Source organism: Peribacillus sp. NPDC055009, assembly GCF_053608705.1.
Genome location: NZ_JBSGVZ010000016.1, coordinates 52,939 through 78,941 on the forward strand (window position 1 = coordinate 52,939; position 26,003 = coordinate 78,941).

At 40.1% G+C, this 26,003-nt stretch carries 24 protein-coding genes; 19 read left to right on the forward strand and 5 right to left on the reverse strand.

Annotated elements, in window-relative coordinates; genetic code table 11:
• Position 1 precedes the first annotated feature (1 nt).
• The 6 genes from ACWF5P_RS20435 to ACWF5P_RS20460 all read left to right on the forward strand — a co-directional run bounded on the left by ACWF5P_RS20435 (position 2) and on the right by ACWF5P_RS20460 (position 5,108).
• Positions 2 to 1,108 (forward strand): endospore germination permease, encoded by a 1,107-nt coding sequence (locus tag ACWF5P_RS20435; RefSeq protein ID WP_434167854.1) that lies wholly within the window; start codon positions 2 to 4, stop codon positions 1,106 to 1,108.
• Positions 1,109 to 1,571: 463 nt separating this feature from the next.
• Entirely contained in the window at positions 1,572 to 2,279 is a 708-nt protein-coding gene (locus ACWF5P_RS20440; protein WP_434169730.1) for an extracellular solute-binding protein, read from the forward strand.
• A gap of 21 nt (positions 2,280 to 2,300) precedes the next feature.
• Positions 2,301 to 2,771 carry a COG4315 family predicted lipoprotein gene (locus tag ACWF5P_RS20445; protein WP_434167853.1) on the forward strand — a complete coding sequence of 157 codons (471 nt, stop codon included), beginning with the start codon at positions 2,301 to 2,303 and terminating at the stop codon, positions 2,769 to 2,771.
• A 77-nt stretch (positions 2,772 to 2,848) separates the two neighbouring features.
• Positions 2,849 to 3,403: a sigma-70 family RNA polymerase sigma factor gene (locus tag ACWF5P_RS20450; protein ID WP_434167852.1), complete on the forward strand. Its 555-nt coding sequence runs from the start codon at positions 2,849 to 2,851 to the stop codon at positions 3,401 to 3,403.
• Positions 3,404 to 4,126 carry an anti-sigma factor domain-containing protein gene (locus tag ACWF5P_RS20455; protein WP_434167851.1) on the forward strand — a complete coding sequence of 241 codons (723 nt, stop codon included), beginning with the start codon at positions 3,404 to 3,406 and terminating at the stop codon, positions 4,124 to 4,126. It abuts the gene before it with no gap.
• A gap of 286 nt (positions 4,127 to 4,412) precedes the next feature.
• Positions 4,413 to 5,108 (forward strand): YjjG family noncanonical pyrimidine nucleotidase, encoded by a 696-nt coding sequence (locus tag ACWF5P_RS20460; RefSeq protein ID WP_434167850.1) that lies wholly within the window; start codon positions 4,413 to 4,415, stop codon positions 5,106 to 5,108.
• Between the two features lie 79 nt (positions 5,109 to 5,187).
• Here the strand turns inward: ACWF5P_RS20460 and ACWF5P_RS20465 are convergent, their stop codons facing one another.
• Complete coding sequence (locus ACWF5P_RS20465) at positions 5,188 to 6,486, reverse strand: MFS transporter (RefSeq protein WP_434167849.1); 1,299 nt, start codon at positions 6,484 to 6,486, stop codon at positions 5,188 to 5,190.
• A 431-nt stretch (positions 6,487 to 6,917) separates the two neighbouring features.
• Between ACWF5P_RS20465 and ACWF5P_RS20470 the strand changes: the two genes are divergently transcribed.
• The 3 genes from ACWF5P_RS20470 (at position 6,918) to ACWF5P_RS20480 (ending at position 8,010) form a co-directional block, all read left to right on the forward strand.
• Entirely contained in the window at positions 6,918 to 7,097 is a 180-nt protein-coding gene (locus tag ACWF5P_RS20470) for an IDEAL domain-containing protein (RefSeq protein ID WP_137019900.1), read from the forward strand.
• A gap of 286 nt (positions 7,098 to 7,383) precedes the next feature.
• On the forward strand, positions 7,384 to 7,512 hold the full coding sequence (locus ACWF5P_RS20475) for a hypothetical protein (protein WP_260359184.1): 129 nt from the start codon (positions 7,384 to 7,386) through the stop codon (positions 7,510 to 7,512).
• 177 nt (positions 7,513 to 7,689) lie between these two features.
• Positions 7,690 to 8,010, forward strand: a complete 321-nt coding sequence (locus ACWF5P_RS20480) for an antibiotic biosynthesis monooxygenase family protein (protein ID WP_053533860.1) — start codon at positions 7,690 to 7,692, stop codon at positions 8,008 to 8,010.
• A 709-nt stretch (positions 8,011 to 8,719) separates the two neighbouring features.
• Here ACWF5P_RS20480 and ACWF5P_RS20485 read toward each other — a convergent pair.
• Positions 8,720 to 10,123, reverse strand: a complete 1,404-nt coding sequence (locus ACWF5P_RS20485) for a sigma-54 interaction domain-containing protein (protein WP_260359183.1) — start codon at positions 10,121 to 10,123, stop codon at positions 8,720 to 8,722.
• A 303-nt stretch (positions 10,124 to 10,426) separates the two neighbouring features.
• Here ACWF5P_RS20485 and speB point away from each other — a divergent pair, with 303 nt between their 5' ends.
• The 9 genes from speB to ACWF5P_RS20530 all read left to right on the forward strand — a co-directional run bounded on the left by speB (position 10,427) and on the right by ACWF5P_RS20530 (position 19,340).
• Positions 10,427 to 11,425 carry an agmatinase gene (speB, locus tag ACWF5P_RS20490; protein WP_101223388.1) on the forward strand — a complete coding sequence of 333 codons (999 nt, stop codon included), beginning with the start codon at positions 10,427 to 10,429 and terminating at the stop codon, positions 11,423 to 11,425.
• Between the two features lie 99 nt (positions 11,426 to 11,524).
• Positions 11,525 to 12,964: a sodium:solute symporter gene (locus ACWF5P_RS20495; RefSeq protein ID WP_434167847.1), complete on the forward strand. Its 1,440-nt coding sequence runs from the start codon at positions 11,525 to 11,527 to the stop codon at positions 12,962 to 12,964.
• A gap of 24 nt (positions 12,965 to 12,988) precedes the next feature.
• Positions 12,989 to 13,768: a class II aldolase/adducin family protein gene (locus ACWF5P_RS20500; RefSeq protein WP_260359181.1), complete on the forward strand. Its 780-nt coding sequence runs from the start codon at positions 12,989 to 12,991 to the stop codon at positions 13,766 to 13,768.
• Positions 13,769 to 13,857: 89 nt separating this feature from the next.
• Positions 13,858 to 14,847: a D-2-hydroxyacid dehydrogenase gene (locus ACWF5P_RS20505; protein WP_434167846.1), complete on the forward strand. Its 990-nt coding sequence runs from the start codon at positions 13,858 to 13,860 to the stop codon at positions 14,845 to 14,847.
• 155 nt (positions 14,848 to 15,002) lie between these two features.
• A complete protein-coding gene (locus ACWF5P_RS20510; protein WP_220126990.1) occupies positions 15,003 to 15,095 on the forward strand; it encodes a putative holin-like toxin in 93 nt (30 codons plus the stop codon).
• Positions 15,096 to 15,348: 253 nt separating this feature from the next.
• Positions 15,349 to 15,921 carry a TetR/AcrR family transcriptional regulator gene (locus ACWF5P_RS20515; protein ID WP_137019904.1) on the forward strand — a complete coding sequence of 191 codons (573 nt, stop codon included), beginning with the start codon at positions 15,349 to 15,351 and terminating at the stop codon, positions 15,919 to 15,921.
• A 61-nt stretch (positions 15,922 to 15,982) separates the two neighbouring features.
• Positions 15,983 to 17,410: an MDR family MFS transporter gene (locus ACWF5P_RS20520; RefSeq protein WP_101223383.1), complete on the forward strand. Its 1,428-nt coding sequence runs from the start codon at positions 15,983 to 15,985 to the stop codon at positions 17,408 to 17,410.
• Between the two features lie 207 nt (positions 17,411 to 17,617).
• A complete protein-coding gene (locus ACWF5P_RS20525) occupies positions 17,618 to 18,676 on the forward strand; it encodes an alkene reductase (RefSeq protein ID WP_101223382.1) in 1,059 nt (352 codons plus the stop codon).
• 142 nt (positions 18,677 to 18,818) lie between these two features.
• Positions 18,819 to 19,340, forward strand: a complete 522-nt coding sequence (locus tag ACWF5P_RS20530) for a topology modulation protein (protein WP_434167845.1) — start codon at positions 18,819 to 18,821, stop codon at positions 19,338 to 19,340.
• A gap of 460 nt (positions 19,341 to 19,800) precedes the next feature.
• Here the strand turns inward: ACWF5P_RS20530 and ACWF5P_RS20535 are convergent, their stop codons facing one another.
• The 3 genes from ACWF5P_RS20535 to ACWF5P_RS20545 all read right to left on the reverse strand — a co-directional run bounded on the left by ACWF5P_RS20535 (position 19,801) and on the right by ACWF5P_RS20545 (position 24,153).
• Positions 19,801 to 21,207, reverse strand: coding sequence for a M20 family metallopeptidase (locus ACWF5P_RS20535; protein ID WP_377450457.1), 1,407 nt, complete (start codon positions 21,205 to 21,207; stop codon positions 19,801 to 19,803).
• Between the two features lie 36 nt (positions 21,208 to 21,243).
• Complete coding sequence (locus ACWF5P_RS20540) at positions 21,244 to 22,503, reverse strand: amidohydrolase (RefSeq protein ID WP_434167844.1); 1,260 nt, start codon at positions 22,501 to 22,503, stop codon at positions 21,244 to 21,246.
• A 120-nt stretch (positions 22,504 to 22,623) separates the two neighbouring features.
• Positions 22,624 to 24,153, reverse strand: coding sequence for an AbgT family transporter (locus ACWF5P_RS20545; protein ID WP_434169729.1), 1,530 nt, complete (start codon positions 24,151 to 24,153; stop codon positions 22,624 to 22,626).
• A 481-nt stretch (positions 24,154 to 24,634) separates the two neighbouring features.
• Here ACWF5P_RS20545 and ACWF5P_RS20550 point away from each other — a divergent pair, with 481 nt between their 5' ends.
• Positions 24,635 to 25,939, forward strand: a complete 1,305-nt coding sequence (locus tag ACWF5P_RS20550; RefSeq protein WP_377412996.1) for a helix-turn-helix domain-containing protein — start codon at positions 24,635 to 24,637, stop codon at positions 25,937 to 25,939.
• Positions 25,940 to 26,003 lie beyond the last annotated feature (64 nt).

The window sequence follows — 26,003 nt, forward strand, 5'->3', positions numbered from 1 at the left end:
GATGGAGAAAGGAAAAATTTCATCTTTACAGATGGCATTCATGATGTATCCAACGATTGTGGCAACGGCTGTTCTCGGTGTTCCAAGCATCACAGCGAAATATGCTAAAACTGATTTATGGCTTTCCCCCATTTTGGCGTCTCTCATCGGGTATGCGACGGTTTATATCACTTATAAACTGCACAAACTTTATCCGAAACAAACGGTTATCCAATTCAGTGAACAGATCATTGGTCGGATTCCGGGGAAAATTCTCGGCTTTTTATTCTTGTTTTTTTATATCCCGATCACAGGGCAAATCCTAAGAAGTTACGGAGAATTCATTGTCGACTCTTTTTTGGTCAAAACCCCGATTAGCGTGATCATGGCAACGATGGTACTCCTTTGTGCCTTTATCGTACGCGGAGGGATAGAGGTGATGGGGAGAGCTGCCCAATTGTTGGTTCCCGTTTTTATCTTTCCAATCCTAATTTTAATCGTCCTCCTGGGCCCTGATCTTGAATTTAAGAATATATTCCCGATATTGGGGAATGGAATTATGCCTCCAATCAAGGGCTCGATTGTACCGGGTGGATGGTTCAGTGAATTTTTTCTGATGATTTTTTTCCTCCCTTTTTTAACCGATATGAAAAAAGGGATGAAATCCGGGATGATGTCTGTTTTTGCCGTGATGATTACGTTGATTGTGGTGAATCTTATGGTTCTTTTTATACTCGGGTCAACAACATCCACAAAGAATTATCCCGTGATGAATGTATCTCGGTACATCAGTTTGGCCGACTTTTTTGAACATTTGGAGTCCGCCATCATGGCCGTATGGATAGTAGGAGCGTTTGTCAAAATTTCCGTGTTTTATTATGCGGCTGCTTTAGGTACCGCGCAGTGGCTGAATCTCTCCGACTATCGTTCTGTTGTATGGCCTATAGGGATATTGATTGTAGAATTCAGCTTTTGGTCGTATCCTAGCTCTATGGCTGTCAGTCGATATGATGTCATCGCCTTCCCGTTTCATGGAATTTTGATGCAAACGATTATTCCTCTGTTATTGTTGGTGATTGCTGTTGTGAGGAAAAGAAAAAGACAGAGAAAGGGAAGCAATTCAAACTAACCTTTTCTGCCACTTGTTTTAAGAGACTTGAAAGAGTATGTGCATGAAAGCTGGTAGAAAGAGCTCTATTTTAATTTTGAAACAAAGGTGATTTGAGCGGGTGTTCGAGACACCTGAGTGGGGAGGGGCGCCCGTGGAAAGCAGGGCTCTACATTCCAAAACGTCAAATTTTTATAAGCCAAATAGTAGACAAACTCAATTACTAAGGAGTTTGTCCACAGTCTGCAACCATTCCGTTTTCGAATGGTTTTTTTGTTGAGAGAAAAAGTGAAAAACTAGAAATCATCAGTGTGCTTTGCTGCAAGTTATAAATAATTAACAATTTTTTTCAAACCGTTTTGAAGTTTGTCCCGTTATCTATAGTACAAAGGCTTTTTAGAAGGGAGAGAGAATAGACTTGAAAAAGGTCATTTTTATCGGGTGGATATCATTGATGCTAGTACTGTTAGGATTTTCACCGGAAATGGGTGCGAAACGGGGGCAAGCTGTCAACGACGTCGTAAAAGTATATGGACCAGGTGGACCTCTTGGACCAATCAAGGAAGTGGCGGAACAATTCACCAAAGAAACCGGGATAAAAGTTGAAGTAACAGCGGGACCCGAAGAAAAATGGATTGATCAAGCCAAACGGGATGCGGATATCATTTATGGAGGATCGGAGTATATGCTAACAGATTTTATGCATGATCATCCGGAGGTCCTTGAAGAAAAAAATCGTACAGAATTGTATACACGGTCAGCTGGCATCCTGGTTAGAAAAGGAAACCCAAAGAATATACAGTCCCTGGAGGATTTAACGAAGAAGGGCGTAAAGATTGTGGATGTTAATGGAGCTGGGCAACTGGGGCTATGGGAAGATTTGGCTGGAAGGAAAGGATTGATTCCTGGAATTAGCAGGAATATTGACATTTCAGTGAAGTCCAGTGCTGAAGCTATCAATCTATGGAAGGCAAATTCAAAATTGGACGCTTGGATCACATATGAATCCTGGCATTACCGTCTGGCGGATGTGACGGACCTGGTTCGGCTCCCTGAGGAAGACAAGCTCTATAGAGGAACCCCGATAAGCATAACGAGTAAGAGTGAAAACAAGAAAAAGGCAAAACAATTCATTGATTATCTTAAAACGGAAGAATCCCATCAAGTATTTCAAAAATGGGGATGGAAGTAAATTGACGAGGAGTGAGAGTATATGAAAAAGTGGATGGTATTTACAGTTTTTATGATGGTTCTAGCTTTGGCGGCATGTGGAAATGAAGCTAATGATTCATCCCAAAATGATCAAGTGGTTAGTGGTACTGCCGATGAAAAAGCAGAAACCCTAAAATTAATGGAAAGTGAAACAACAGGCGAATACTTGGCTGATTCGAAGGGAATGTCACTTTACTTTTTCAAGAATGATAAATCAGGAAAAAGCAATTGCATCGGTGATTGTCTGAAAAAATGGCCGCCGTTCATGGAAAGGGATTTTGCTGTTCCAAAAGGATTTGAGGAAAAAGACTTTGGAACCATTGAAAGGGAAGATACAGGGGAAGAGCAGGTAACGTACAAAGGTTTTCCGCTCTACTATTTTGTGAATGATAAGGCAGCGGGAGATGTCAATGGCGAAGGCGTGAAAAATGTTTGGTATATTGTAAATAACAAGACGGTTTTTCCAAAATAAGAAAAAGGGACGATCATTGATGGTCGTTCCTGTTACACGTTTTTTCCAAATTTACTGGTGAGGAGTTGCAGGTGCGATTGAAAGAAAAACTTGATAAGGAATTGATGGCATTAGTAATGAAAAAGCATCGTCCTGCTCTGGAAGAACTTTATGACAGGCATATTAAATTAATCTATGGTTTTATTTTTAAGTTCACAAATGGAAATCCTGATAAAACCAAAGAGATTGTGCAGTTGGTCTTTTTAAAGCTCTGGACCACAAAAAGCAGCTACAATTCCGAAAAGGGGCACTTTGTAAGCTGGCTTTTGACCGTTACACGAAATGTGTGTGTGGATTATGTCCGTAAAGACAGCGTTCATATTCGGAATAATAAACACATGGACATGAGTCGTCCAATTGACATAGAAGATCCGAATAATGATATAGAAAATGGGCTATTACACAGTGAAATTGCCAATGCAAAAAGTAAGTTAAGCAAGCCGCAAAAAAGACTGATTGATTTACTGTATTGGAAAGGGTACTCGTTAACCGAAATTGCCAAAATTGAAAATGAACCGGTTGGTACCATCAAGAGCAGACTTCACCAGTCGCTTAAATTATTGAAAAAGCATTTGGAAGTAGGTGGTTTGTAAATGAATACAGAGTGCGCTAACCTGCTTTCATTTTTATCGGGTGAACTGGGTGAAAAAGAAAAAAAAGCATTCGCGGAACACTTAACACAATGCTCTGAATGCACTAGGGAGTATGAACAAATGACGGAAGCCTGGAAGTCATTGAAATGGGATTTCGAAGAAAAAGAACCCTCTTCTTCCCTGAAATCAGAGGTTATGAATTTTGTCTTTGAGACGGATGATGAAGTTCCGGTGAGAAGGGAAAAGAATTGGAGGCGTTTTTTCTTTAAGCAGTTTACACCAGTAACTTCAGGTCTTTTGTTGGCAGCGCTAGTTTTTGCGTTTGTGCTGTTATATTCCAATATTCAACTGAAAAAAGAACTTGCGGCCATCAATCTGCCAATGGAGGTTAAAACGTCGCTATCTTTGCAGCCTTTCGATAAGACGGCTGTAAATATGAATACGGACGGTTCTGCATACATTTTGCAGCAAGGAGAAGAAAGACGGTTAATCGTGCAAATTCAGAATTTGCCTAGCCTTCAAGAGTCCGAGGTGTATCAGGTTTGGTTGCTGAAAGATGGAAAGCGGACTAATGCAGGAACTTTCAAGCCTGATGATGCAGGCACAGGATCATTGACATACAAACTGTCCATTAATGATAAATTCAATCAAATTGGCATCACAAGAGAACCAGACTCAAATAGTACAAAGCCGAGAGGAGAGAAAATAGTTGGCTCTTCATAAAAATAAGAGACTTGCCCGCAAAGGGAAGTCTCTTATTTTCTGTTGGTATTTAAAATGATAGCTGTGCGTCATAGAATAAACGCCATGGTCATGACAGAGTAAATATGATAACAGTTTGCCATTAGGAGTCATCCTCCATAAAGAACCATACAAAAAAGGATAGCCTTTGAAGCTGTCCTTTTTGTAGTTTTCCAAGCTTGCAGTATTTATTTAGCATGTATCTAATAAGTTATACGTAATTAAAGGAAATGTGTTAAGTTGGACTAAAATGATAATGGAGGCAGCGATGAAATACGAGATTATCTTATTTGATGTTGATGATACATTGCTAGACTTTGGAATATCGGAAAAAAATGCACTGCATGAAGCTTTCTTAGAGTTCGGTTTGCCTACAGGGGCGGAGGATTATGCGGGATGCTACCAAGAAATCAGTAAGGTATTATGGAGGGATTTGGAACAGGGGATTATTGATTTAGCAAATCTGGGAGTGGAAAGGTTCAAGCGGTTGTTCCTGAAGCATGGGCTTGATATCGATGCGGATGCGTTCGGCCGTGTGTACCTAAGACATTTGGGAAAGGAAATACATCTTCTGCCCGGGGCTTTGGAGGTTTGCGAGAAGCTTGGAGGATGCAGGCTGGCGATTATAACTAATGGCTTCACGACAGTGCAGACAGCAAGAATAGGGGGGTCACGCCTTTGCAATACGTTTGAGACTTTGATAGTTTCCCAAGAGGCTGGGTTTCAGAAGCCTGATAGAGGGATTTTTGATTATGCATTTACGAAGTTAAAGATTACAGATAAATCGAAAGCGTTGATAGTGGGCGACTCCTTGACATCAGATATACAGGGCGGCTTGAATTATGGAATGGATACATGCTGGTACAATCCCCATCAAAAGGATAATAATCTGGGAATCAGCCCCACCTATGAAATCCGGACGTTGACCGATCTTTTGGAGATTGTGGGAATTAAGGAAGTTTAGACAGGTATGTGCTTTCTAAAAAACAGAGGCCGGTTGTCCAAGTGAAAGGACGTGCAGCCTCTGTTATTAGATTTTAGAATCAGTTCAAATCCAGCTCTTGTGGATTGAGTGTTTGATCACTTTTGATCCTTCTGCTGAAATGCGGTGATAATATACAAAGCGCCAGGGAAATTGCGAGACCTGCCATCATGAATCCGCCAAATACCAGAGGGGATGGGCCATATGATTCCGCCATCGTGGTCCAGATCAGCGGACCGAAACCTGCAATGGCTGCCGCGACCTGATAACCGACAGATAGTCCTGTATAACGCACCTTGGCTGGAAAGAGCTCCGAGAATAACGTCCCTTGTGTAGAAAAAATGGCTCCCCAGATGACGCCGAGTACAACTGCCTGCATAAAGTAGAACCAGCCGGCTCCTTGCCCGATCATTGTGAAATATGGGATGGCCAAGATGAAAAGGAGAATCAGGCCCCCAAAATAGATGATTTTTCGGTCGATAAAATCGGAAATGTAACCAATGACAGGAATGGTTACTAGCATTGTAGCGCAGCCAATCGTTAAACCGGTCAAGGCTGACTCTTGGGAATAACCAAAATACAGTGTAGTAAAGACGAGAACATAGGACATGATGAATACATTGAAGAACCCATCCCCAATTTTTAGTCCGATCACTTGCAGCACACTTCTCCAATCGTGTTTCAACGTTTCAATAATGGGAACTTTCGCAAGATCGCCGCTATCTTTCTGCTGTTGGAATTCCGGCGTTTCTTCAATGCCACTCCTTACCCAGATTGCCAATGCAATCAGTACACCGCTTAAAAGGAATGGAATCCGCCAACCCCAAGATAAAAATTGGGCATCGGTTGTCAAGGAACTGATAAGGGTCAGGCTGAACGAACCGGCAACCAAACCGATGGGGACCCCTAGTTGGGGAATTGATCCATATAACCCACGGACACCCTTTGGAGCAGATTCCGTTGCCAATAGGATGGCTCCGCCCCATTCACCTCCCAAGGAAATCCCTTGAATTAACCTCAGCACCACCAAGATGGCGGGGGCTGCCAACCCAACCTGGGCATAAGTGGGCAGAACACCGATAAGCATTGAACTCCCTCCCATACCAATAAGGGTGAACATGAGTGCTGCCTTCCGTCCGATGCGATCACCCATATGACCGAATAGGATACTCCCGATTGGTCGGGCTGCGTAACCAGCCCCGAAAGTGACAAAGGCGAGAAGAAGTGAAATGGCAGGATCATGATTGGGGAAGAATAGAGTTGTAAAAACCAGGCCAGTAGCTGTCCCGTATAAATAGAAATCATACCACTCAATAACGGAACCGGCTAAACTTGCGAAAAGAACTCGACTTTTTTTCATGATAAATGCTCCTTTAATGCTAAGTTTTTCATCAAAATTGTTTTCAACAATAATAAAGCCGAAAAGAACAAAAATGATGGTTAATGAATATAAGTAAAAAACTGGATTATTTAGATTATTTTAGAGGGCTTATCCATACCGGTCAACATATTTCTGACTTTTCTGAAAAAAATGAAGCGAATAACTTAGCTCCAATCACCTGTAATGGAATATAATTAATTCTAAAGTAATGGAAATAAACGATTCGATATTCCCGGATAAAATGAAAAGTTTTAAATTCAAATCATTTAGTATTTTTTATGTATGGAAGAGTGGCAAAGTGGAAATCATGTGGATAAGGAAATAAAAAAGAGGAAAGGAGAAGTTAATAAATAATAATAATCTCCAAGTTATTTAGTATAATAGAAAAAAGGTTAAGGAGTTGGTTTCGTATGGAGAAGCAATTGCCAGGAACATCGCTTGAACCTGAAGAGATGGCTGAAATGGTTTTGAAAAAGGCCCTTAGTGATTACCGGAAAGCACAAATCGAAAAAGAAATCGATCACTCATTAAGAAATCGTGATAAGGAAGAGTTCCTGCGATTAACTGAAATATTGAAGGGCATTTCATGAAATTTTATACACTGTGAACAAGACAAGTAGTAATTGATTAAGAAAGTGCACCTAAAAGGCCAGCATAGTTTAAAAATATAAATATGTAGCTTTATATAACTGGAACATTCTAATTAAATAGCAATCTTTAGTATTATAATATTTTACATTGTAAGCGCTTTCTTGTATAATCAAATAAAGAAAACAATGGAGAGAAGTTATGGATTTCGGCAAATGGCAGAATTCACTGGTATTAGTGCCCTGAAAAGGTTTATGCACCGGGATAAAAACTAAAGGGGGAAAAGTTATGAAAAAGAATGGAGTGTCGTTAGTTGAATTTGTTCAGGAGGATCGTTTCGAACTCAGCTCCTACATTACTTCTTTATTTAATAAACTGAATGACTATGTTCCTAAAAGTCTTAAAGATAAAAGGTGAATGACAATAAAAAGTGGGTCAGGAAGATATGCCATAACTTCCTGATCCATTTTTTATTTTGTTTTTGGATTTGGAGTTTTAAGTAGTGCACTTAAGTCGAAGTCTCAATAATTGACAATGAGAATCGTTATCGAATAAAATGATTCATTATAAGTATATCGATTGGAGTTGTTCAGATTGTTCGTCCAGATGAGAAAAATGGTGGTAAAAGAAGGTAATGCAGAACAAGTAGTAAAACGGTTCAGTGGGGAAGGGATCATAGAAAAGCAGGAAGGGTTCATCGATTTAAGTGTGATGGTGAAAAAAGTGCGTCGCGGGGATGAAGAGGTCATCATTATGATCAATTGGGAGTCGGAGGCGCATTGGAAGCAGTGGGAAAAGAGTGAAGCCCATATCGCAGGCCATAAAGCGAACCTTGGGAAACCAAAGCCTGAATATATCGTCAGTTCGGAAGGATCATTATATGAAGTGAAAGCTATAAAAAAGGCCGTGAAATAACCGACTATAAGCTAGCCTGTTAAATTCGGTACAATAGAAAAGATATTCCTAAGTTACTGGGTGGAATATCCCATTTCTCAATCATCGTGTTAGCATAAGGATGCGGAATGGTTACCGTTTACATATAATGGCTTACCTTCACTAAAAATTCAGGCTCCCATTATGGGTGCCTCTTTTTTATTCAACTCAAAATAGGATATATGTAATTCCAATTCTGTTGATATAGTAAAATATCTTTTATTTTCATTAAAATGGAGACAATCATGGAAATGTGAAGAAAAGGGAGCAGGAAGTAACAGGTGCAACCGTACAAAGGGAATAATGAGCTACTGGATCAACCGGTACAACAGGAGAAGTGGGGGCAATCGGTTTACGCTTCCAAGTAACCAAAATTCAGGTCATTCACAGTGAATGGAACCAACACTGTGTTTACCGTTGTGACTGGTCGCTAACAGTTGGTGAGGGGCTTCACTGACGATCATCCGTTTGAATTAATGTGAGATGTAACTTTAATAATTTGGAAACGTGATATTTTGAATCCCATTCAACTTGAATGTGGATTTTTTTTGAGGGACTTTTTATTGGTATTATTGTCGATAATCTTCATAGTTTCACTTCGAATTGCTGTCATATAAGGCTTCAAAATGCGCCCTTAGCTTTAATTAGCTAAGGGCCATTCATGGTTTACAGGGATTTTAGTCAGATGCATTTACAAATACTCTTTGTATTTCTTTAATTTATAGATGACTGTTGGCTGGCTGATGCCTAAATGTTCTGCCATTTCGTATGTGGTTTTACATTGTTTCCATGCTTTTGCAATCAGTTGCATTTCAACCTTTTCCAGTGTCTTCTTTAAATCGAAATTCTCTTCACCTTCCTGTTCGATTGCCAGGAAGGTGGAATCTTCAGGCTGTTCTATTTGCCCTGTGATGGATTGGGGAAGGTGTTCGGGAAATATAATGGGCTCTTCGATGGTCAGGATTAGCCGTTCAATTAAGTTTTCTAATTCCCGTATATTTCCGGGCCAATGATAATGAGTCAAAATTTCATAAGTCGATGGATGGATTTTTTTGAATTTCTGGTATTTATCATTGGTTTTCTGTAAGTAATGCTGAATTAAGAGAGGGATATCTTCTTTACGTTCATGTAATGCCGGTATTTGGATGGGAATCACATTCAAACGATAAAATAAGTCCAATCTGAACTTACCTTGACTTACCATCTCCTTCAAATCTTGATTAGTTGCTGCAACCAGGCGGAAGTTAATATGGTTTTCTTTTTTTCCGCCGATGCGCTTTATCTTTTTTTCCTGTAATACTTTCAGTAATTTAGCTTGCATGGCAAGTGGGAGTTCCCCGATTTCATCTAAGAAAAGCGTCCCGCTGTCAGCCTGCTCAATCAGGCCTTGCCTCCCTTGTTTATTTGCCCCTGTAAATGATCCCGGCTCATAGCCGAATATTTCTGATTCAAACAAACTTTCAGGTATCGTGCTGCAATTCACTTCGATAAAAGGCTCTTTCTTTCGGTTGCTTTGGTCATGAACAGCACGGGCAAAAGTGCTTTTCCCTACACCGGAAGGTCCTAATAAGAGAATCGTGGCATCGGTTTTTGAAACATTATGGATCGTTTTTAAAATATGCTTCGTTTCATTACTTCTGGCAATCAAATAATGGTAATCCAGTTCCTTCTCTCTTAAATCCTCGACTTCCGTTTGATAGCCTTTTATTTTTCGTTGTAATTGCTCAAATTGATCCTGCAATTGCAAAATCTCGGTTTGATCCTGACCATAGCTGATTACCCTAACGAGAAGTCCTTCCTTATTAAAAATGGGATAGCCTGTCGACATGACAACATGACCCGTTTTCGTTTCTTGCATTATGCGCTTCGCTTTCTTTTCTTTTAAAACGATCGCATTGATGGAAGGCGTGAGAAGGCCTTCACTTTCTAATTGATAGACGGAGGTACCGATATAAGAGTCACTTTTCATACCATAAATCTCCCAAAGTTTTGGGTTGGAATATAAAATGATCCCATCTTGATCGGTAATGAGAATGTTATTATTCGATGTTTCAATAATCTTATTTAGTTCTTCCTCCAGCATATCATCGTACATAAGTTCCGCTCCTTTGGGTTTTGGGATGCTGTTTAATTAAAATATAAATCAAAAAGTCCAAATAATCAAAAAATAAATCAAAAAACAAGAAAATGATTAAGTTTTTAATCAGTTGAATGAAACAAAATGACGAAAAGCCCCATATACCACAGCAAAATAGTTGGCCTGAATCTTGCTTATGTAATAGATAGAAATAGAAATTCCATAGCCATTCTATTAGAAAAGATGAAAGTTTGTAGGGCAGCTGCAATTGCAGTGGTGTGAAAAAAATTATGGCAGAATTAGAATTTAGGAGGATGTTACATGATGAAGTATCAACCGAAAGACTCATTCAAATCACCCCGTTTTTGTGGAGTGCGTACGTTTATGCGGCTCCCGTTTGTTGAACGGGTAGATGAACATATGGATTTTGTCATTACGGGGATTCCTTTTGATTCCGGGCAATCATTTAGAACGGGTGCGAGATTCGGACCGGAGGCCATTCGCGATTTTTCAATCCTTTTACGTCCTTATAATCCAGAACAAGATATTAATATTTTTGACTATATATCAGGAATAGATTATGGGGATATCCCGATCATTCCGGGGTATATTTCTGAAACATATAAAAAAATCGAAGCAGAGCTTACCCCCGTCATTGAAAAAGGGATCATTCCCATTTCATTGGGAGGCGATCATTCCATTACACTAGGGGAGTTACGTGCGATCGTAAAAAAACATGGACCTGTTGCCCTGCTTCAATTCGATGCTCACTCTGATACTTGGGATAGTTATTTTGATCAAAAGTATAATCACGGAACCGTTTTTCGCCGTGCAATAGAAGAGGGGCTCATCGATGTATCGCGATCTCTTCAAATTGGTATGAGGGGCGGACTGTACGGACCGGAAGATCTTCAAGATGCCCGGGATTTAGGTTTGGGCGTTTATACGACAAACGATTATAAACGTCTCGGGGTTGAAAAGATGCTGGGGGTCATTCATGAGCGTGTTGCGAATGGTCCGGTGTTTTTATCTTTTGACATTGATTTTTTAGATCCGGTCTATGCTCCGGGAACGGGGACCCCTGAAGTGTCCGGTGCCAGCATTGATGATGCCTTGGCTTTGGTGAGAGGCTTGACGAATATAGATTTTGTTGGATTCGATCTTGTTGAGGTTTTACCATCATACGATCACGGACAAATCACGGCTGCCGCAGCCGCTAATATTGTCTATGAATTCATCACACTCATCGCCCTCGCAAAAAAAGGGAAACTGGAGAAAAAAGAGAGAGTCGGAGATTTGGAAACCCAGCTTAACAATTAGTTCCTTCATTTAACTGTAAAGAAGGAAGGAATCGCTGAAGTCCTTTCTTCCCTCTTTACAAAGCGAAAGAACAATACAAGCCCAAAAGGAGATGTGTAAATGCATATTTTGGATATATCGATCATGATTCTATATTTTTCTGTTTTAATCATTGTGGGAGTAATCGGATCCAAACGGGCAAAAACAGCAGATGATTTCATTGTGGCAGGACGTAATCTTGGTCATTTTATGTATTTATCCTGTTTAGCTGCTGTGATATTAGGGGGGGCTTCTACTCTAGGGACAGCAAAGTTAGGTTATCAGTTTGGGATATCCGGTATTTGGCTAGTGGTGATGATCGGGCTCGGCATAATCGCTATCGGGTTGTTTTTAACAAATAAGATATTTAATTTAAAAGTATTGACGATCAGTGAAATGCTTGAGAAGCGCTACAACTCTCAGACAAGATTGATCAGTGCACTTGTCTCTGTTATCTATACATTCATGCTGACTGTAACGCAAGTGATTGGGATGGGGACGATTTTACATGTTTTGGCTGGCTGGAATTTAACGGTTTCCATGATAGTCGGGGGTGGGATCGTATTATTTTATACAATATTAGGAGGTATGTGGTCAGTCACCATGACTGATGTCGTGCAATTCGTCATCATGACGATCGGCATTTTCTTTGTCATGCTTCCGATGAGCATCTCTAAGGCAGGAGGGTGGGGCTCGCTTAAAGAAAATCTCCCTGCCTCACATTTCGAATTAGGCAACATTGGCGGAGAAACAATTTTTCAATATTTCCTACTATTTACTCTAGGGGTAGTTGTTGGCCAAGATATTTGGCAGCGTCTTTTTACCGCACGAACCAAAGCTGTTTCTCGTGGCGGAACGGTTGGAGCGGGAATATATAGTGTTTTTTATGCGATTGCAATCAGTATCATTGGAATGTGCGCTTTTATTATCCTTCCTGATTTAGGCGATCCCCAAAATGCATTTACCAGTATAGCGATGGAAACTTTACCTGCTGGCCTATTGGGGGTTGTCATTGCAAGTGTGGTTTCGGCCCTAATGTCCACAGCTTCAGGAACTTTGCTCGCTTCGTCAACTTTAGTTGTTAATGACATCATTAAAAAATATATCGGTCCGGGAATGAATGAACGTCAATTTTTAAAAACATCCCGAATTACAACTTTAACGATTGGTGTATTGACCATAATCGTTTCGATATGGATTCAAGATATTTTAGTTGCATTGGATGTAGCTTACGCAATTTTATCCGGTGCTGTGTTCTTTCCGATCATCCTTGGCTTCTTTTGGAAAAGGGTCACGGCTACAGCGGCATTTTACTCGATTCTGGCCAGCATGATCGTTATTATTGTCGGATTGGTGATTAATGGACCTTCCTCCACTCAACCAATCCTGTACGGGCTCGCTACTAGTTTTGTCGTCATTACTACGATCACTCTCCTAAGTCCGAATAATGATCAAAGAAACAAAAGTGAAGTGAAGCAAGATATAAAGGGCAAAGCAGACATGGACACAATGGCTAATTGATGGTCCGGCAAAAAAACGGAAAAATTGAGGAGGAAAGTAAAAATGACAAAGACAATTTCCCTGCAACCCGCAACATTCAATACATTGGAAGAAGAGCGCATTCACAGGAAGGAACGGTTGGCAGCTTCTTTCCGTCTTTTTTCAAAGTTTGGTTTCGATGAAGGGATAGCCGGCCATATTACGGTCCGTGATCCTAAATATACAGACCATTTCTGGGTTAATCCGTTTGGGATGCATTTTAGTCAAATTTCCGTTTCGGATCTAATATTGGTCAATCATAAAGGTGATATTGTAGAGGGTGAACATTCTGTGAATGGTGCTGCCTTTGCCATTCATTCTGAAATTCATAAAGCGCGACCGGATGCCATTGCAGCGGCACATGCTCATTCAGTCTATGGAAAGACATGGTCTTCCTTAGGGAGATTGTTAGATCCGATTACGCAAGATGCCTGCCAATTTTACAGAGATCATGCATTATTTGATGATTTTACGGGTGTGGTTTACGCATCCGAAGAAGGGAAACGCATTGCTAAGGCTTTAGGTCAATGCAAAGCTGTCATCCTCCGTAACCATGGATTGTTAACTGTAGGCCAGTCTGTAGATTCAGCTGCGTGGTGGTTCATAACGATGGAACGTTCATGTCAAGCACAGATAATGGCTGAGTCTGTAGGTAAGCCTATTTTTATAGAAGAAGAGTATGCAAAGTTAACGGCAGAACAAACGGGAACGGAATATGAGGGATGGCTGAGTTTTCAGCCTCTTTGGGACAGAATCAGAAAAGAGCAGCCAGATTTCTTGAGGTGACCATAAAGCAGGCATGGTCTAATCTGCAACGGATTGTTTTCCCATAAAAGAGGGAAAAGGGTATCGTAGGTTCTTGAGGAGGTTTTATAATGTCCGATTCTAAGAAAACAGCACCTTCACTCTATATCAGGGTCGATATACCGGAAAAATACATCAATCAGTTTAAGGAGATTTGTTCAGAAGTTGTTGTCGAGCCATGGGAGTTCGGTGAACCTGAACCACAACCAACAGATGATCTATCGAAGTTTGATGTCATTTATACGCTGGGGCTTCATGATAATCTTAACATTATAAAAAAAGCTCCAAATATTAAATGGGTCCATTCAGACACTGCTGGAGTGGAGGCCATGCTGAATGAAGATATACAAAACAGCGATGTCATCATCACCAATGTCAAAGGCTGCACATCTGTCCCAATAGCGGAGCATACAATTGCGATGCTGTCTTCATTAGCAAGAGGTGTACCGACAATGATCAGAAATCAAATAAACAAAACTTGGGTTGAAATTCCTGTGAAAGATCTCGAGAATGCGACAGTGGGGATAATTGGGTATGGGGATATTGGCTATGAGATAGCAAAGAGATGTAAAGCACTTGGTATGACCGTTATTGGGTGCCGCCGGAATCCCTCCAAGAGGAACACGGAATATGAACCTGCTGATTTGATAATGGGAATGGATCAAGTGGATGAGGTCCTTTCCAGTTCCGACTTTGTCGTCTTGGCCCTTCCGTTTACAAAAGATACATCATACTTTTTTAATAAAGAACGCTTAAATAAAATGAAAAAGGGCAGCTATGTAATTAATGTCGGCCGAGGTAATACGATTGTTGATGAAGATTTAATTAATTCCTTGAGCAATGGGCACATAGCAGGAGCGGCTCTAGATGTGTTTGAAGTAGAACCTTTACCTAAGGACCATCCTTTCTGGCAGCTGGAAAATGTCATGGTTTCCCCACATAATGCTTACAACTCTTCCAAACACCTAGATCGTGTTATGGAATTATTCCTGAAAAATTTAAAGCTTTATTCTGACGGTAAACCCTTAATGAACGTTGTAGAAAAAAAACTTGGTTATTAACAGTAATCGGTCTTTTGAAAAGAAATTCGAATGGAGTACAAGGGCAGACCCTATTGGGTTTGCTTATTTTTTGTTTAAAAGCCACTGCTTCATCTTTTTTTTGTATAGGACAATCTCTGATCAGGAAAAGCTGGATATAAGGAGGCGATGTATGAATGGGTACTTTCGAAGTTATTTCCCTGATGCTAAGCTTTGGCATGTTTGTAATTGCTATTCTTGATTTCAAAAATCATGACAAGAATCCTTGAAGATATTGAGGCAGGACGATGTGTTTGATTAATAATGGAAGCGTTTTAAAAAATGCCGGGTTGTTTAAGAAGGTATTGATTTTCACGATTTTTTAAACTTGCAGAGAACACCATTAGGAGGTGTTCTTTTTTGTTTCCAATGAGTTTCAATCGCATATTCAATGCATACATAAGTATCATCTTTGACAAAACAATGATATACAAGTATAGTCTCTAATAGACCGGTTGATATAATTCAAGGAGTGATCCAGCTATGGCAGAGAAACGAAACTCTAAAGACATTCTTATTGAAGCTGCTTCCCGACTTTTTCGAATACGTGGATATTATGGTGTAGGGCTTAAAGACATTATTGAGGAAAGTGGAATCCCAAAAGGTTCTCTGTATCATTATTTTCCGAAAGGCAAAGAAGAATTGGCGATAGAGGCGATAATTCATACTAAAGAATTCGTGATAGATGAAATTCAACGAGGCTTTGATGAAATCGATGACCCCATCAAAGCCATTCAGGCTCATATTTTTCAATTATCCGAGGTATTTGGGGATAGTGAAAATCTATTAGGACTGCCAATCGGAACGATTGCAGCGGAAACATATACGACGAGTGAGCAGATAAGAACGGCCTGCCAAGAAGCGATAGAAGATTGGCAATCCATATATGTGAAGAAATTACTCGAGGCGGAATTCAGTGAGAAACGGGCAAAAGAATTGAGTATCGTAATTAATGCTTTGATTGAAGGCGGTATCCTTTTATCCTTAACGGCGAAAAGCGGGGAACCTCTCCAAGCCATTGCCGAACAGATACCATTATTGCTGATAAATAAATAAGTCATACGAAAAAATTATCTTAAGCTTAGGTCGAACAGTTAGTAATTGGAGGAAATATTTTATGTCTACAGATGCAACACAGCAACAAAAACCAGTCATTAGAACGACTCCCATTTTAATTGCATTTTTAATTGCAGGGTTCATTGGGTTATTCAGTGAGACGGCATTAAACATGGCTCTGGGTGATCTAATACAAGAGTTCAATGTCAGTCCTTCCACCGTGCAATGGCTGACAACGGGTTACCTATTAACATTGGGGATATTGGTTCCCGTTTCGGGACTCTTGATTCAGTGGTTCAATACTCGTCAATTATTCATTGCCTCAATGGTATTCTCCATCATTGGGACGCTAATTGCAGCAATTGCACCTGGGTTCGGCATCTTGATGCTAGCCCGTGTCATCCAGGCAATCGGAACGGGTCTTTTATTGCCTCTCATGTTCAATACCATTTTATTGATTTTCCCTATCCATAAAAGGGGAGCGACGATGGGATTGATGGGGCTGGTGATCATGTTTGCCCCAGCAATCGGGCCGACAGTTTCAGGTTTGATTATTGAAAACCTGAAGTGGAATTACATTTTCTGGGTGTCTTTGCCGTTCTTTGTGATCGCTTTACTATTCGGTCTCAAGTATATGCAAAACGTTTCAATAATCACCAAACCTAAAATTGACGTACCATCCATTATTTTATCAACCATTGGTTTTGGCGGAATTGTTTATGGCTTTAGTATTGTCGGAGAACAAGGATGGAGCAATGCGATAGTTCTTTCCTCTATCATTGTCGGACTTATAGCGCTCTTCCTGTTTGCTGTAAGACAATTCAACATGGATAAACCGATGATTGACTTGCGCGTTTTTAAATACCCGATGTTCACATTTGGTTTAATAACCGTCTTCATCACCTTCATGATCATCATGTCATCAATGATTCTCTTACCGCTATACCTGCAAACCGGACTTGCATTAGCTGCATTTTCTGCTGGGCTGGTACTATTACCGGGTGGAGTGCTTAATGGTATCATGTCTCCGGTTACGGGGCGCATTTTTGATAAGTTCGGGCCAAGAGGGTTAGTGATCCCTGGCTTCATTATCATGATTGTCATGTTATGGACCTTGACGAATGTAACGACTGAAACGACGATCATTATGGTAGTCGTCATGCATTCCCTCCTTATGATTGGTGTTTCGATGGTCATGATGCCGGCCCAGACAAATGGGCTGAATCAACTGCCGAAAAATCTTTATCCGGATGGAACTGCTCTAATGAATACATTGCAACAAGTATCAGGGGCTATCGGTACAACCGTTGCCATTACAATCATGTCAGCATCCCAAAAAAATTATATGGCAAATGCAGAAGATCCGTTCGATCCATCTGCCATTAGCGGTTCATTGACTGCAGGCGTTCAAGATGCCTTTATTTTCGGTCTTGTCCTTGCAATCATTGGTTTGATCGTGTCTTTTTTTATCAGAAGAGCACGAGACTAATAAGATATTAATGAAGAAAAATAAATTAGCCAGCAGGGAAAGTAATTTTCTCTGTCTGGCTTTTTCATTGGTCTTTATTACCATATTTTATCAAAAGCGCTAAAATCAGAGTGAATTATTTGAAAATTAACCACTTATCGGATAATCTTACACAATGAAAGTTACTAAAATTTAGCTCAGGTAAAGCGGTTAACGGGAGGAACTTATATGAAAACAATAAAAACCAAAATGTTTGAACCTGTAACAATAGGTGCATGGAACTTAAAAACAAGAACGGCTATGGCTCCTATGACACGTTCGTTTGCCGATAACGAAACTGGTGTTGTGAATGACCTGACCGTAGAATATTACCGAAAACGGGCTCAAGATGGAATCGGACTTATCATTACTGAAGGTGTAGTGATTTCACCAAGAGCAAAGGGCAATCCTGGAGTTCCCGGTATATATACTCAAGAGCAAATCAACGGCTGGAAAAAAGTAACGGAAGCAGTACACGCTGAAGGCGGAACGATTATTGCGCAAATCTGGCATGTGGGCCGTGCAAGTCACCATGAAATTGCAGGAGGACTTCCTCCGCAGGCTCCGTCACCTATCGCTGCAGAAGGTAAGGTTTCACGATTCGGCAAACCTTTTGACACTCCTGAAGAAATGACAGAGACGGATATTGCAGAAGTTGTGAACCAATATAAACAAGCTGCAAAGAATGCAATGGTTGCTGGTTTTGACGGCGTTGAAATTCATGGTGCACATGGCTACTTAATAGACCAGTTCAATTCTGACACCTCCAATGAAAGGACCGATCGGTACGGTGGTGATTTAAAACAGCGTCTGACATTTATGAAGGAAGTGCTAAAAGCAGTTATTGATGCGGTTGGAGTGGAACGTACCCTTATTCGTTTCTCGGCTTTGAAAATTGACCAGCCGTCTTACATGTGGGAAGACCCTGAAAAAGCGATCCAAACATTTATTGAAGCGTTCAATGAAACAGGAGTCAAAATGATTCACCCATCCACGATGGAATTTACCAAACCGATTGCAAGAGGATTGACCATGCATGAATTGGTACGCAGCCACTGGGATGGAATCATAGTCGGTGTGGGCGGGCTTGATCCTGAAACAGCAGAAGCAGCACTGGAAAAAGGCATCATTGACGTTGCGGCGATTGGCCGTCCGCTTATAGCCAACCCGGATTATCTGGCACGAATTAAGAAAGATGAAAAACTTGTTGATTACGAGGTAAAGAAACATTTAGGGCATCTGATTTAATAGAGATAAAATGTAAGGCTGGCTTGTTCTTTGACAGGACACCGCAGCAACCATACTTCATTTTCTAAAACTGATGCGATTCTTCTTCAAGAAGGGTCGCCTTTTCTTATGAACATAAAAGGGGAGAGTGGATGGTATATCAATGGAACGTATCATGGTTATCGGAGTGTCCGCGGGTGTCGGAAAATCTACTTTTGCAACAAGGCTTGGAGATCATTTGAATATCGAAGTATATCATTTGGATACATTCTACTGGAGGCCTGGCTGGGTGGAGGCTCCTTTAGAGGCTTTTATTTCTGCCCAGAAGAAGGTATTGAGTCATGACAAGTGGATAATGGAGGGCAACTATAGTAATTCTTTTAATTTACGTTCGGAGCTTGCCGATACGATTATTTATTTAGAACTTCCTCTCCGTGTTTGCCTTTACCGGGTTATAAAACGTTGGTTGTCTAATATAGGTAAAACAAGGCCGGATATGGGCAAAGGCTGCAATGAAAAATTAGACTGGCAGTTTATTAAATTTATCATGACCACCTACTTTCCTCGCAAGAAAGAAATGAAAGCCAGATTTGCGGATCTTCAAAAGAGTGACCCTGAAAAGGTAATAGTTATTTTAAAAAGAAAGCAAGAAATTGAAGGATATCTGTTGAATGTGATGGGATAAGCTTTTTTACCATAAATTTTTATGACACTTAGAGGTTTCCGGGAGTTAATATAAAGCCAAAATGGAAAAGGGACCTTCCAATCGAAGATCCCTGAGACTGTAGACAAATTCGAAGAAATCGAGTTTACCACAGTTTTTTTATGGCTTGTACAATTTGGACGTAGATTTCCGATCCAGGCACTCGCTTTCCGCGGGCGGTCCGCGAGCCTCCTCGGCTTGCGCCTGCGGGGTCTCCCTAGACGCACTTTTCCCGCAGGAGTCTCGCACCTTTCTCTCCAATCAACTTTGTTCTAACATATAGATAAAACCCATACTTGAGGAGTTGAAGGTGTTGGTTTGGGAACATCTTTTGATGAAAGATATGTTTTCCGAACCCCTTTTTATACATAATAAGTTTCCATGAACTAAATTACCATATATCTACGGACAATTGAAGATTACTGCAACTCACCAATCTAGTCTATCTTTTAACTAAAGGCTTTACATCTTGCGGAATAGGGGAGACATAGCTTTTCCCTTTTAATCGTTCTTTTAGCTCCGTTTTTGCCTTTTCAATTAATTCCGGATTTTGAAGTACTTCCACTGCAGTTGCCGCAATAACCTTGCCAGCATGAAGCATTCCATTATGGGCAATGGATGTTGATCCCAGTGTAACCCACTGCCAGCTATGCAAAGGTGACCCAAGAACAAAACAAGCTGTTGTGCATTGGGCAGTAGGAACGATCCAACTAACATCTCCCACATCCGAGGAACCTGTTAATGGCGCTTGGAAGCCCTCAATGGGTTCTAACCAATTTGCCAATGCATCATCTTGATTATCTTTAAAAGGATTGATTGTACTGTTCCTTTCTTGTTCGGTTAAGGTAGCGCGGACTTCTTTGGCAAGCTGTTTTTCCTTATCATCGTGTTGTGGAATACCTAATTCTTGAAAATTCTTGTACATGACGGATTCTAGCACATTGTTTTGGATAACATTGGAACAGGCTTTATCGAAAACGATTTCTAATTCAGTTCCTGTCATAAGGGCAGCTCCTTTAGCAATATTACAAACTCTCAAGTAAATATCTTGAACTTGTGAAACTTCCGGAGCTCGTAATAAATAAAGAACTTCTGCATCTTGTTGGACAACATTAGGCGATAATCCACCTGAATTCGTTATTGCATAATGGACTCTTGCTTCTTGAATAATATGCTCTCTTAAATAGTTCACGCCAACATTCATAAGTTCTACGGCATCTAAAGCACTCCGTCCCAAATGTGGTGATGCTGCTGCATGAGAGCTTTTGCCTTTAAACTTATAATACACTTGGAAATTGGAAAGCGAATCCATCGACATAACGCCGTTAACATCTAGTGGGTGCCAACAAAATGCAAAATCAACGTCATCGAACAAACCTTCTCTGACCATGAAGGTTTTACCTGATCCGCCTTCTTCTCCTGGACATCCATAATAACGAACTGTCCCATTTATATGATTCTCTTCCATATAATCCTTCACTGCAACAGCTGCAGCTAAAGATCCCGTACCAAGTAAATTGTGACCACATCCATGGCCATTTTCACCTTGTACTATTGGCTCTTGTTTAGCTGTAGCTTTTTTTTGACTCATACCTGACAGCGCATCAAATTCTCCCATGATTGCCACAATAGGTTTACCGGTTCCAAAGCTACCGATAAATGCCGTTTCTATGTTTCCAACACCTTTTTCAACAGAAAATCCTTCGTTTTCTAACGTGCTGCATAGCAATTCAGCAGATTGATATTCTTCAAAGCGTGTTTCCGCAAAATTCCATATACAGTCACTGACTTCAATGAATTTTTCTTTTTTTTGTTCAATGATTTCCGATAATCTATTTACATGTGTCATTTTACACTCTTTCCTTCCTATATATATTCTGAAGAATTATTTTAATAGGCGTCTTGCAATTAAATTCAAAAGTTCTGCACTCCTTGGTAAAACTTCTTCTTGAATATCGAATTTAGGGTGGTGATGTGGTGCAGGAATATCAGTCCCAATAATCATATATGTCCCTTTCCCGCCATTATCCTGTACTCTTCGAATCATAAAACTTGCATCTTCGCTACCAGCAGAACCGGATTCCCTGCATGCTTTGATTGTTGAAAAACCATCTACATTCCTGGCTTCTTCCATGGCCAGTTCGACAAGTTCTTGATCACAACGAATCGTAATTGCTTGACCTATGATTTCAATTTCATGTTCAAGCTCATGCATACCTGCACTATGAGCCACGATATTTCGAACACGTTGCTCCACTTCAGCATTTGTTTCTTCAGATACAGACCGGGTCTCAATGACCATTTTTGCATACGCAGGAATAATGTTAGCGGCTGTTCCTCCGTTAAGAATACCTACATTTATGCGGGTAGAACCTGAACTGAATCTTGGAATAGCATGTATATTTAATAATGCGGTGGCTGCTCCTAACAATGCATTTTTCCCTTTTTCCGGAGAAGCACCTGCGTGAGAAGATACCCCATGAAAATGGGCAGCCATTTTCGTACTTGCTAAAAAGCCGGAAGAACCACCATGAAATTCTCCTAGGGGGACATCTGTGCCAAGGTGCAGACAATATAAATAATCCACATCATCCAAAATCCCTTTTTGTACAACTGAATAGGCACCGCGTACTCCCTCTTCAGCAGGTTGAAAAATAAGCTTTACCGTTCCTGCAAAATTCCCATCCGCTAATTTTTCAGCAAGTCCTAAGCCAATTGCTGTATGGCCATCGTGTGCACAGGCATGCATATTCCCTTCATATTTGGAACGAAAACCGTTCATTTGCGGGAAGTGGTCAGAATCAGTACTTTCCGTAACAGGCAATGCATCCATATCAAAGCGGAAAGCTACGGTTGGGCCATCAGTTTTTCCTTTTAATAAACCAATGACGGCAGTATATCCACCCTTCATTTCTTGGAGGATTTTAGGGTTGGCGCCATCTTGTAATGCTCTATTAAATGTTTCCTCTAATACTTCTATAGGGGGGACTCCGCGGCGAGAATCACCATCTAAAGCATCTTTTCCAAATATCACGTTATATTTCAGAGAAGTTAGTGCTTCTACTACCTTTGAAGCAGTTCGAAATTCCGTAAAGCCAACTTCTGGATGTTGATGAAGATCACGTCTTAAAGAAATAATATCCAATTCGTTTCACTCCTAATTTATTAGATGATAATTCATATAATACGATTTGGTGTCCAGACCAAGCAGCCCAGCCCCTCAAGTCGGATAAGGGGCATGCGGGGCGCTTGAGACTTTTTCAAATTACGGTAATTTCGGATATACTCCGGGACCAATTGGGAGGCCAAGGAAATACCAAACGACTACCAATAGCGTCCAAATGATGAAGATGATAATCGGATAAGGCAAAATAAGAGAATAATAAGTTCCTAGTTTTGCATCTTTTCGATACTCTTGTAAGAAACTTAAGAATAGTGGGACAAATGGAGATACAGGTGCCAATGGCAGTACAGATGAATCTGCTACCCTGAACAACATTTGGGCGAAGGCAGGATGATAGCCTAATACCATGAACATTGGGACAAAAACGGGTGCCAATATAGACCATATTGCAGATCCGCTAGCAATGAACATGGAAAGAAGTCCAGATAAGAACATTAGCCCAATTAGGACAGGTGCACCTTCTATGTTTAGCTGTTCCAAGAGATCTGTGATGGATAAAGCCAAAAATTTACCCATATTACTCCAGTTAAAGCAAGCGACAAACTGGGAAAGCGGGAAAACCATAATAATAAATCCGGCCATTCCTTTAATTGGGTCCACCAATAATTCCGGAATGTCATTTTGTTTCTTGATTGCTCCCACCTTAACTCCATAAGTAATGGAAACTGTAAAAAAGAAGAGTAAGATGATTGCGACAATTCCAGACATGAATGGAGAGGGGAGAATGGCTCCAGTTTCTGGATTTCGTAATAGGGCTCCTTCTGGAACGACTAGAACGACCATAACAGCTATAAAAATCAATGCTGAAATACCTGTAGCCAGGAGTGCTTTGTTTTGTTGCTTCGTTAATTGCTCCAATTTTTTATGCTGACCGCTACCTTCATACTTTCCTAAGCGCGGCTCGACAAATTTATCTGTAATCAAGGATATAACTACCGTGAGTACGAGAACGGAAGTCGCCATGAAGAACCAGTTATCAGTAACATTAACGGTCAAATTTGCATTCATGCCTTTCGCTACTTCCGAACTAATTCCTGAAAGCAAGACATCTGTTGTGACGATTAATAAGTTGGCAGTGAAACCTGAACCAACCCCAGCGATGGCAGCAAGCAACCCGGCAACAGGGTGACGTCCTACAGCAAGGAAAATTAAAGCACCAAGTGGAGGCATAATAACAAGCGCAGCATCAGAAGAAACATGACTAAAAAAGGCAACAAATACAACTAAATAACTAGCGTATTTCCCTGAGACTTTTAACGACATTTTCCGAATCAAAACCTCTAACAATCCAACTTTTTCCGCTAATCCTACTCCTAGCATAAGAGCTAAAATAGATCCCAGTGGTAAAAAGCCGGAAAAGTTTTTAATCATATTCGGCAAAATCCATTGGATGCCTTCACGGCTTAAGAGGTTTTGAACTTCCACTTTCTCTCCACTTATGGGGTCCGATGCCGAAACATGGAAGACTGATAAGAGAGAGGTTACAACAAATAAAAAGGCAATCATATAAATAAATAAGATAAAGGGGTGGGGGATCTTGTTTCCTATTCGCTCTACTCGATTGAAAAAACCACCCGTTTTATGATTTTGAAGATTAGTTGTATCTTTCATTACTTTTTGTTCCATTACATTCTCCTCCTAAACCTTCTTCCATTTGTAGTTTGTGCGTTTTGCACCATTCCATTTATAAACTTTTTCTCTAAACATAAACTCAAATTACCGTCTTTCATCCTTTGTGAACTTCATTAATTCCTTCCAATATTGATTTTTATTTAACGAATATTTAACGCTATTTTCGTTAAATGTATTATATAATTAAGAATAATCTATTTCAATAAAATTTTCAGAAAAAAGGGAAAATATTTTCTGGTAATTATTGTTAAATAAACATTGGGATTCGAAACCTTTAAATCAATAAGTCCTGTCACTCTTGTACTCACGATAGATAAGAAACCATATTAAGTAGCACCGTTTATTTATATCAAACGGTGCTTTACATGCTTTTATATTTTGAGCTCATTTTTTATTCCCTGTTAGGGTTGGTTATTTTGATATAATAAAACTAATAGTATGATGTAGGGGTGAAATAAACTTGTATAAAATTGGTGTTGTAGGTCCACTTTCATCTATAAAGAAAATTCGGGATGTTACTAATGAATTTGAACATGAAATAGATTTTATTGATTTTCCATATGAAGATGCACGTGAGGTAACGGACATTATAAAAAATCACCAAAGTACAGTAAATGGTTGGTTTTTCTCTGGACCAGTTCCTTATAGAATAGCAAAAGGAATGTTGGATTCAGAGGCCAATTTTACATATTGTCCTCCTGTAGGATCTAGTTTATATAGATGTTTATTACAAATGTCTGCAGATCAAAAACATTTTTTCGATAAGTTATCCATCGATATGATTCGATTGGAAGACTTTTTTTTGCATGAGTCGCTGCAAGAGCTAGGGATTTCCACCGAACATATTTATGTAAAAACATTTGATGAACAATATGATTATCAAGAAATTGTTCAATTTCATCTTCAGTTGTGGAGGGAAGGGGAGATACATGCTGTCCTAACCGTTTTACAATCTGTATATGAGGCATTGAAGAAAGAAAATGTTGCTGTCTACAAAATAAATATGACAAAGATGGAAATTCGGCAAGCGGTCAAGATTTTGATTGAAAAAGCAAAAAGCACCTATTTTAAAGATAGTCAGATAGGTGTAGAGATCATTGAAATTGATCAGTTTGATCAATTTGTGGACGAGGTTAATATTCGTTATCATCTGCAGCATGTGGAGCTTAAGATTAAACAAACATTACTTACATTTTGCGAAAAATTAGATGGCTCCCTCATTGAAAATGGAAACGGCCGCTATCAAATATTTAGTTCACGAAAGGCAATTGAACGGGAAATTGGCAGCTTGCAAAGTACTGTTCAACAACTGGCCCTTGAAATGGATGTCCCGGTTGCAGTTGGTATTGGTTTTGGTGAAACGGCTGCATCGGCAGAAATCAATGCCCGCAAGGCGATCCGTCATTCGAAGAAGCAAGACAGTTCCGGAATTGTCGTTATCCAAGAAGATGGTGTAATGATTGAATCCGTAGGTCAAGAAGAACAATTGGCCTATACCTTCCGTTCTAATGATAAAGAACTGCTAGATAAATTGAATCAGGCAAACATTAGTGTAAAAACGTATAAAAAGATAGAAGCATTGGTTGATCGTATGGGCTGGGACGGCTTCACTTCCTCAGACTTAGCTTCTCATTTATCCATGACCGTTCGAAATGCCCAGAGAATTATGAGTAGTTTGAGTGAAAGTGGTTTAGTGGAGTACAAAGGAGAAGAACTTCAATCACCTCGGGGAAGACCTCGTAAAATTTATATGTTAAAGAAGTAACACCTCGACGTTCTTGGTACGCAAAAAAAATATGGTAATGACTAGAATCGGTTGAAATGAACTG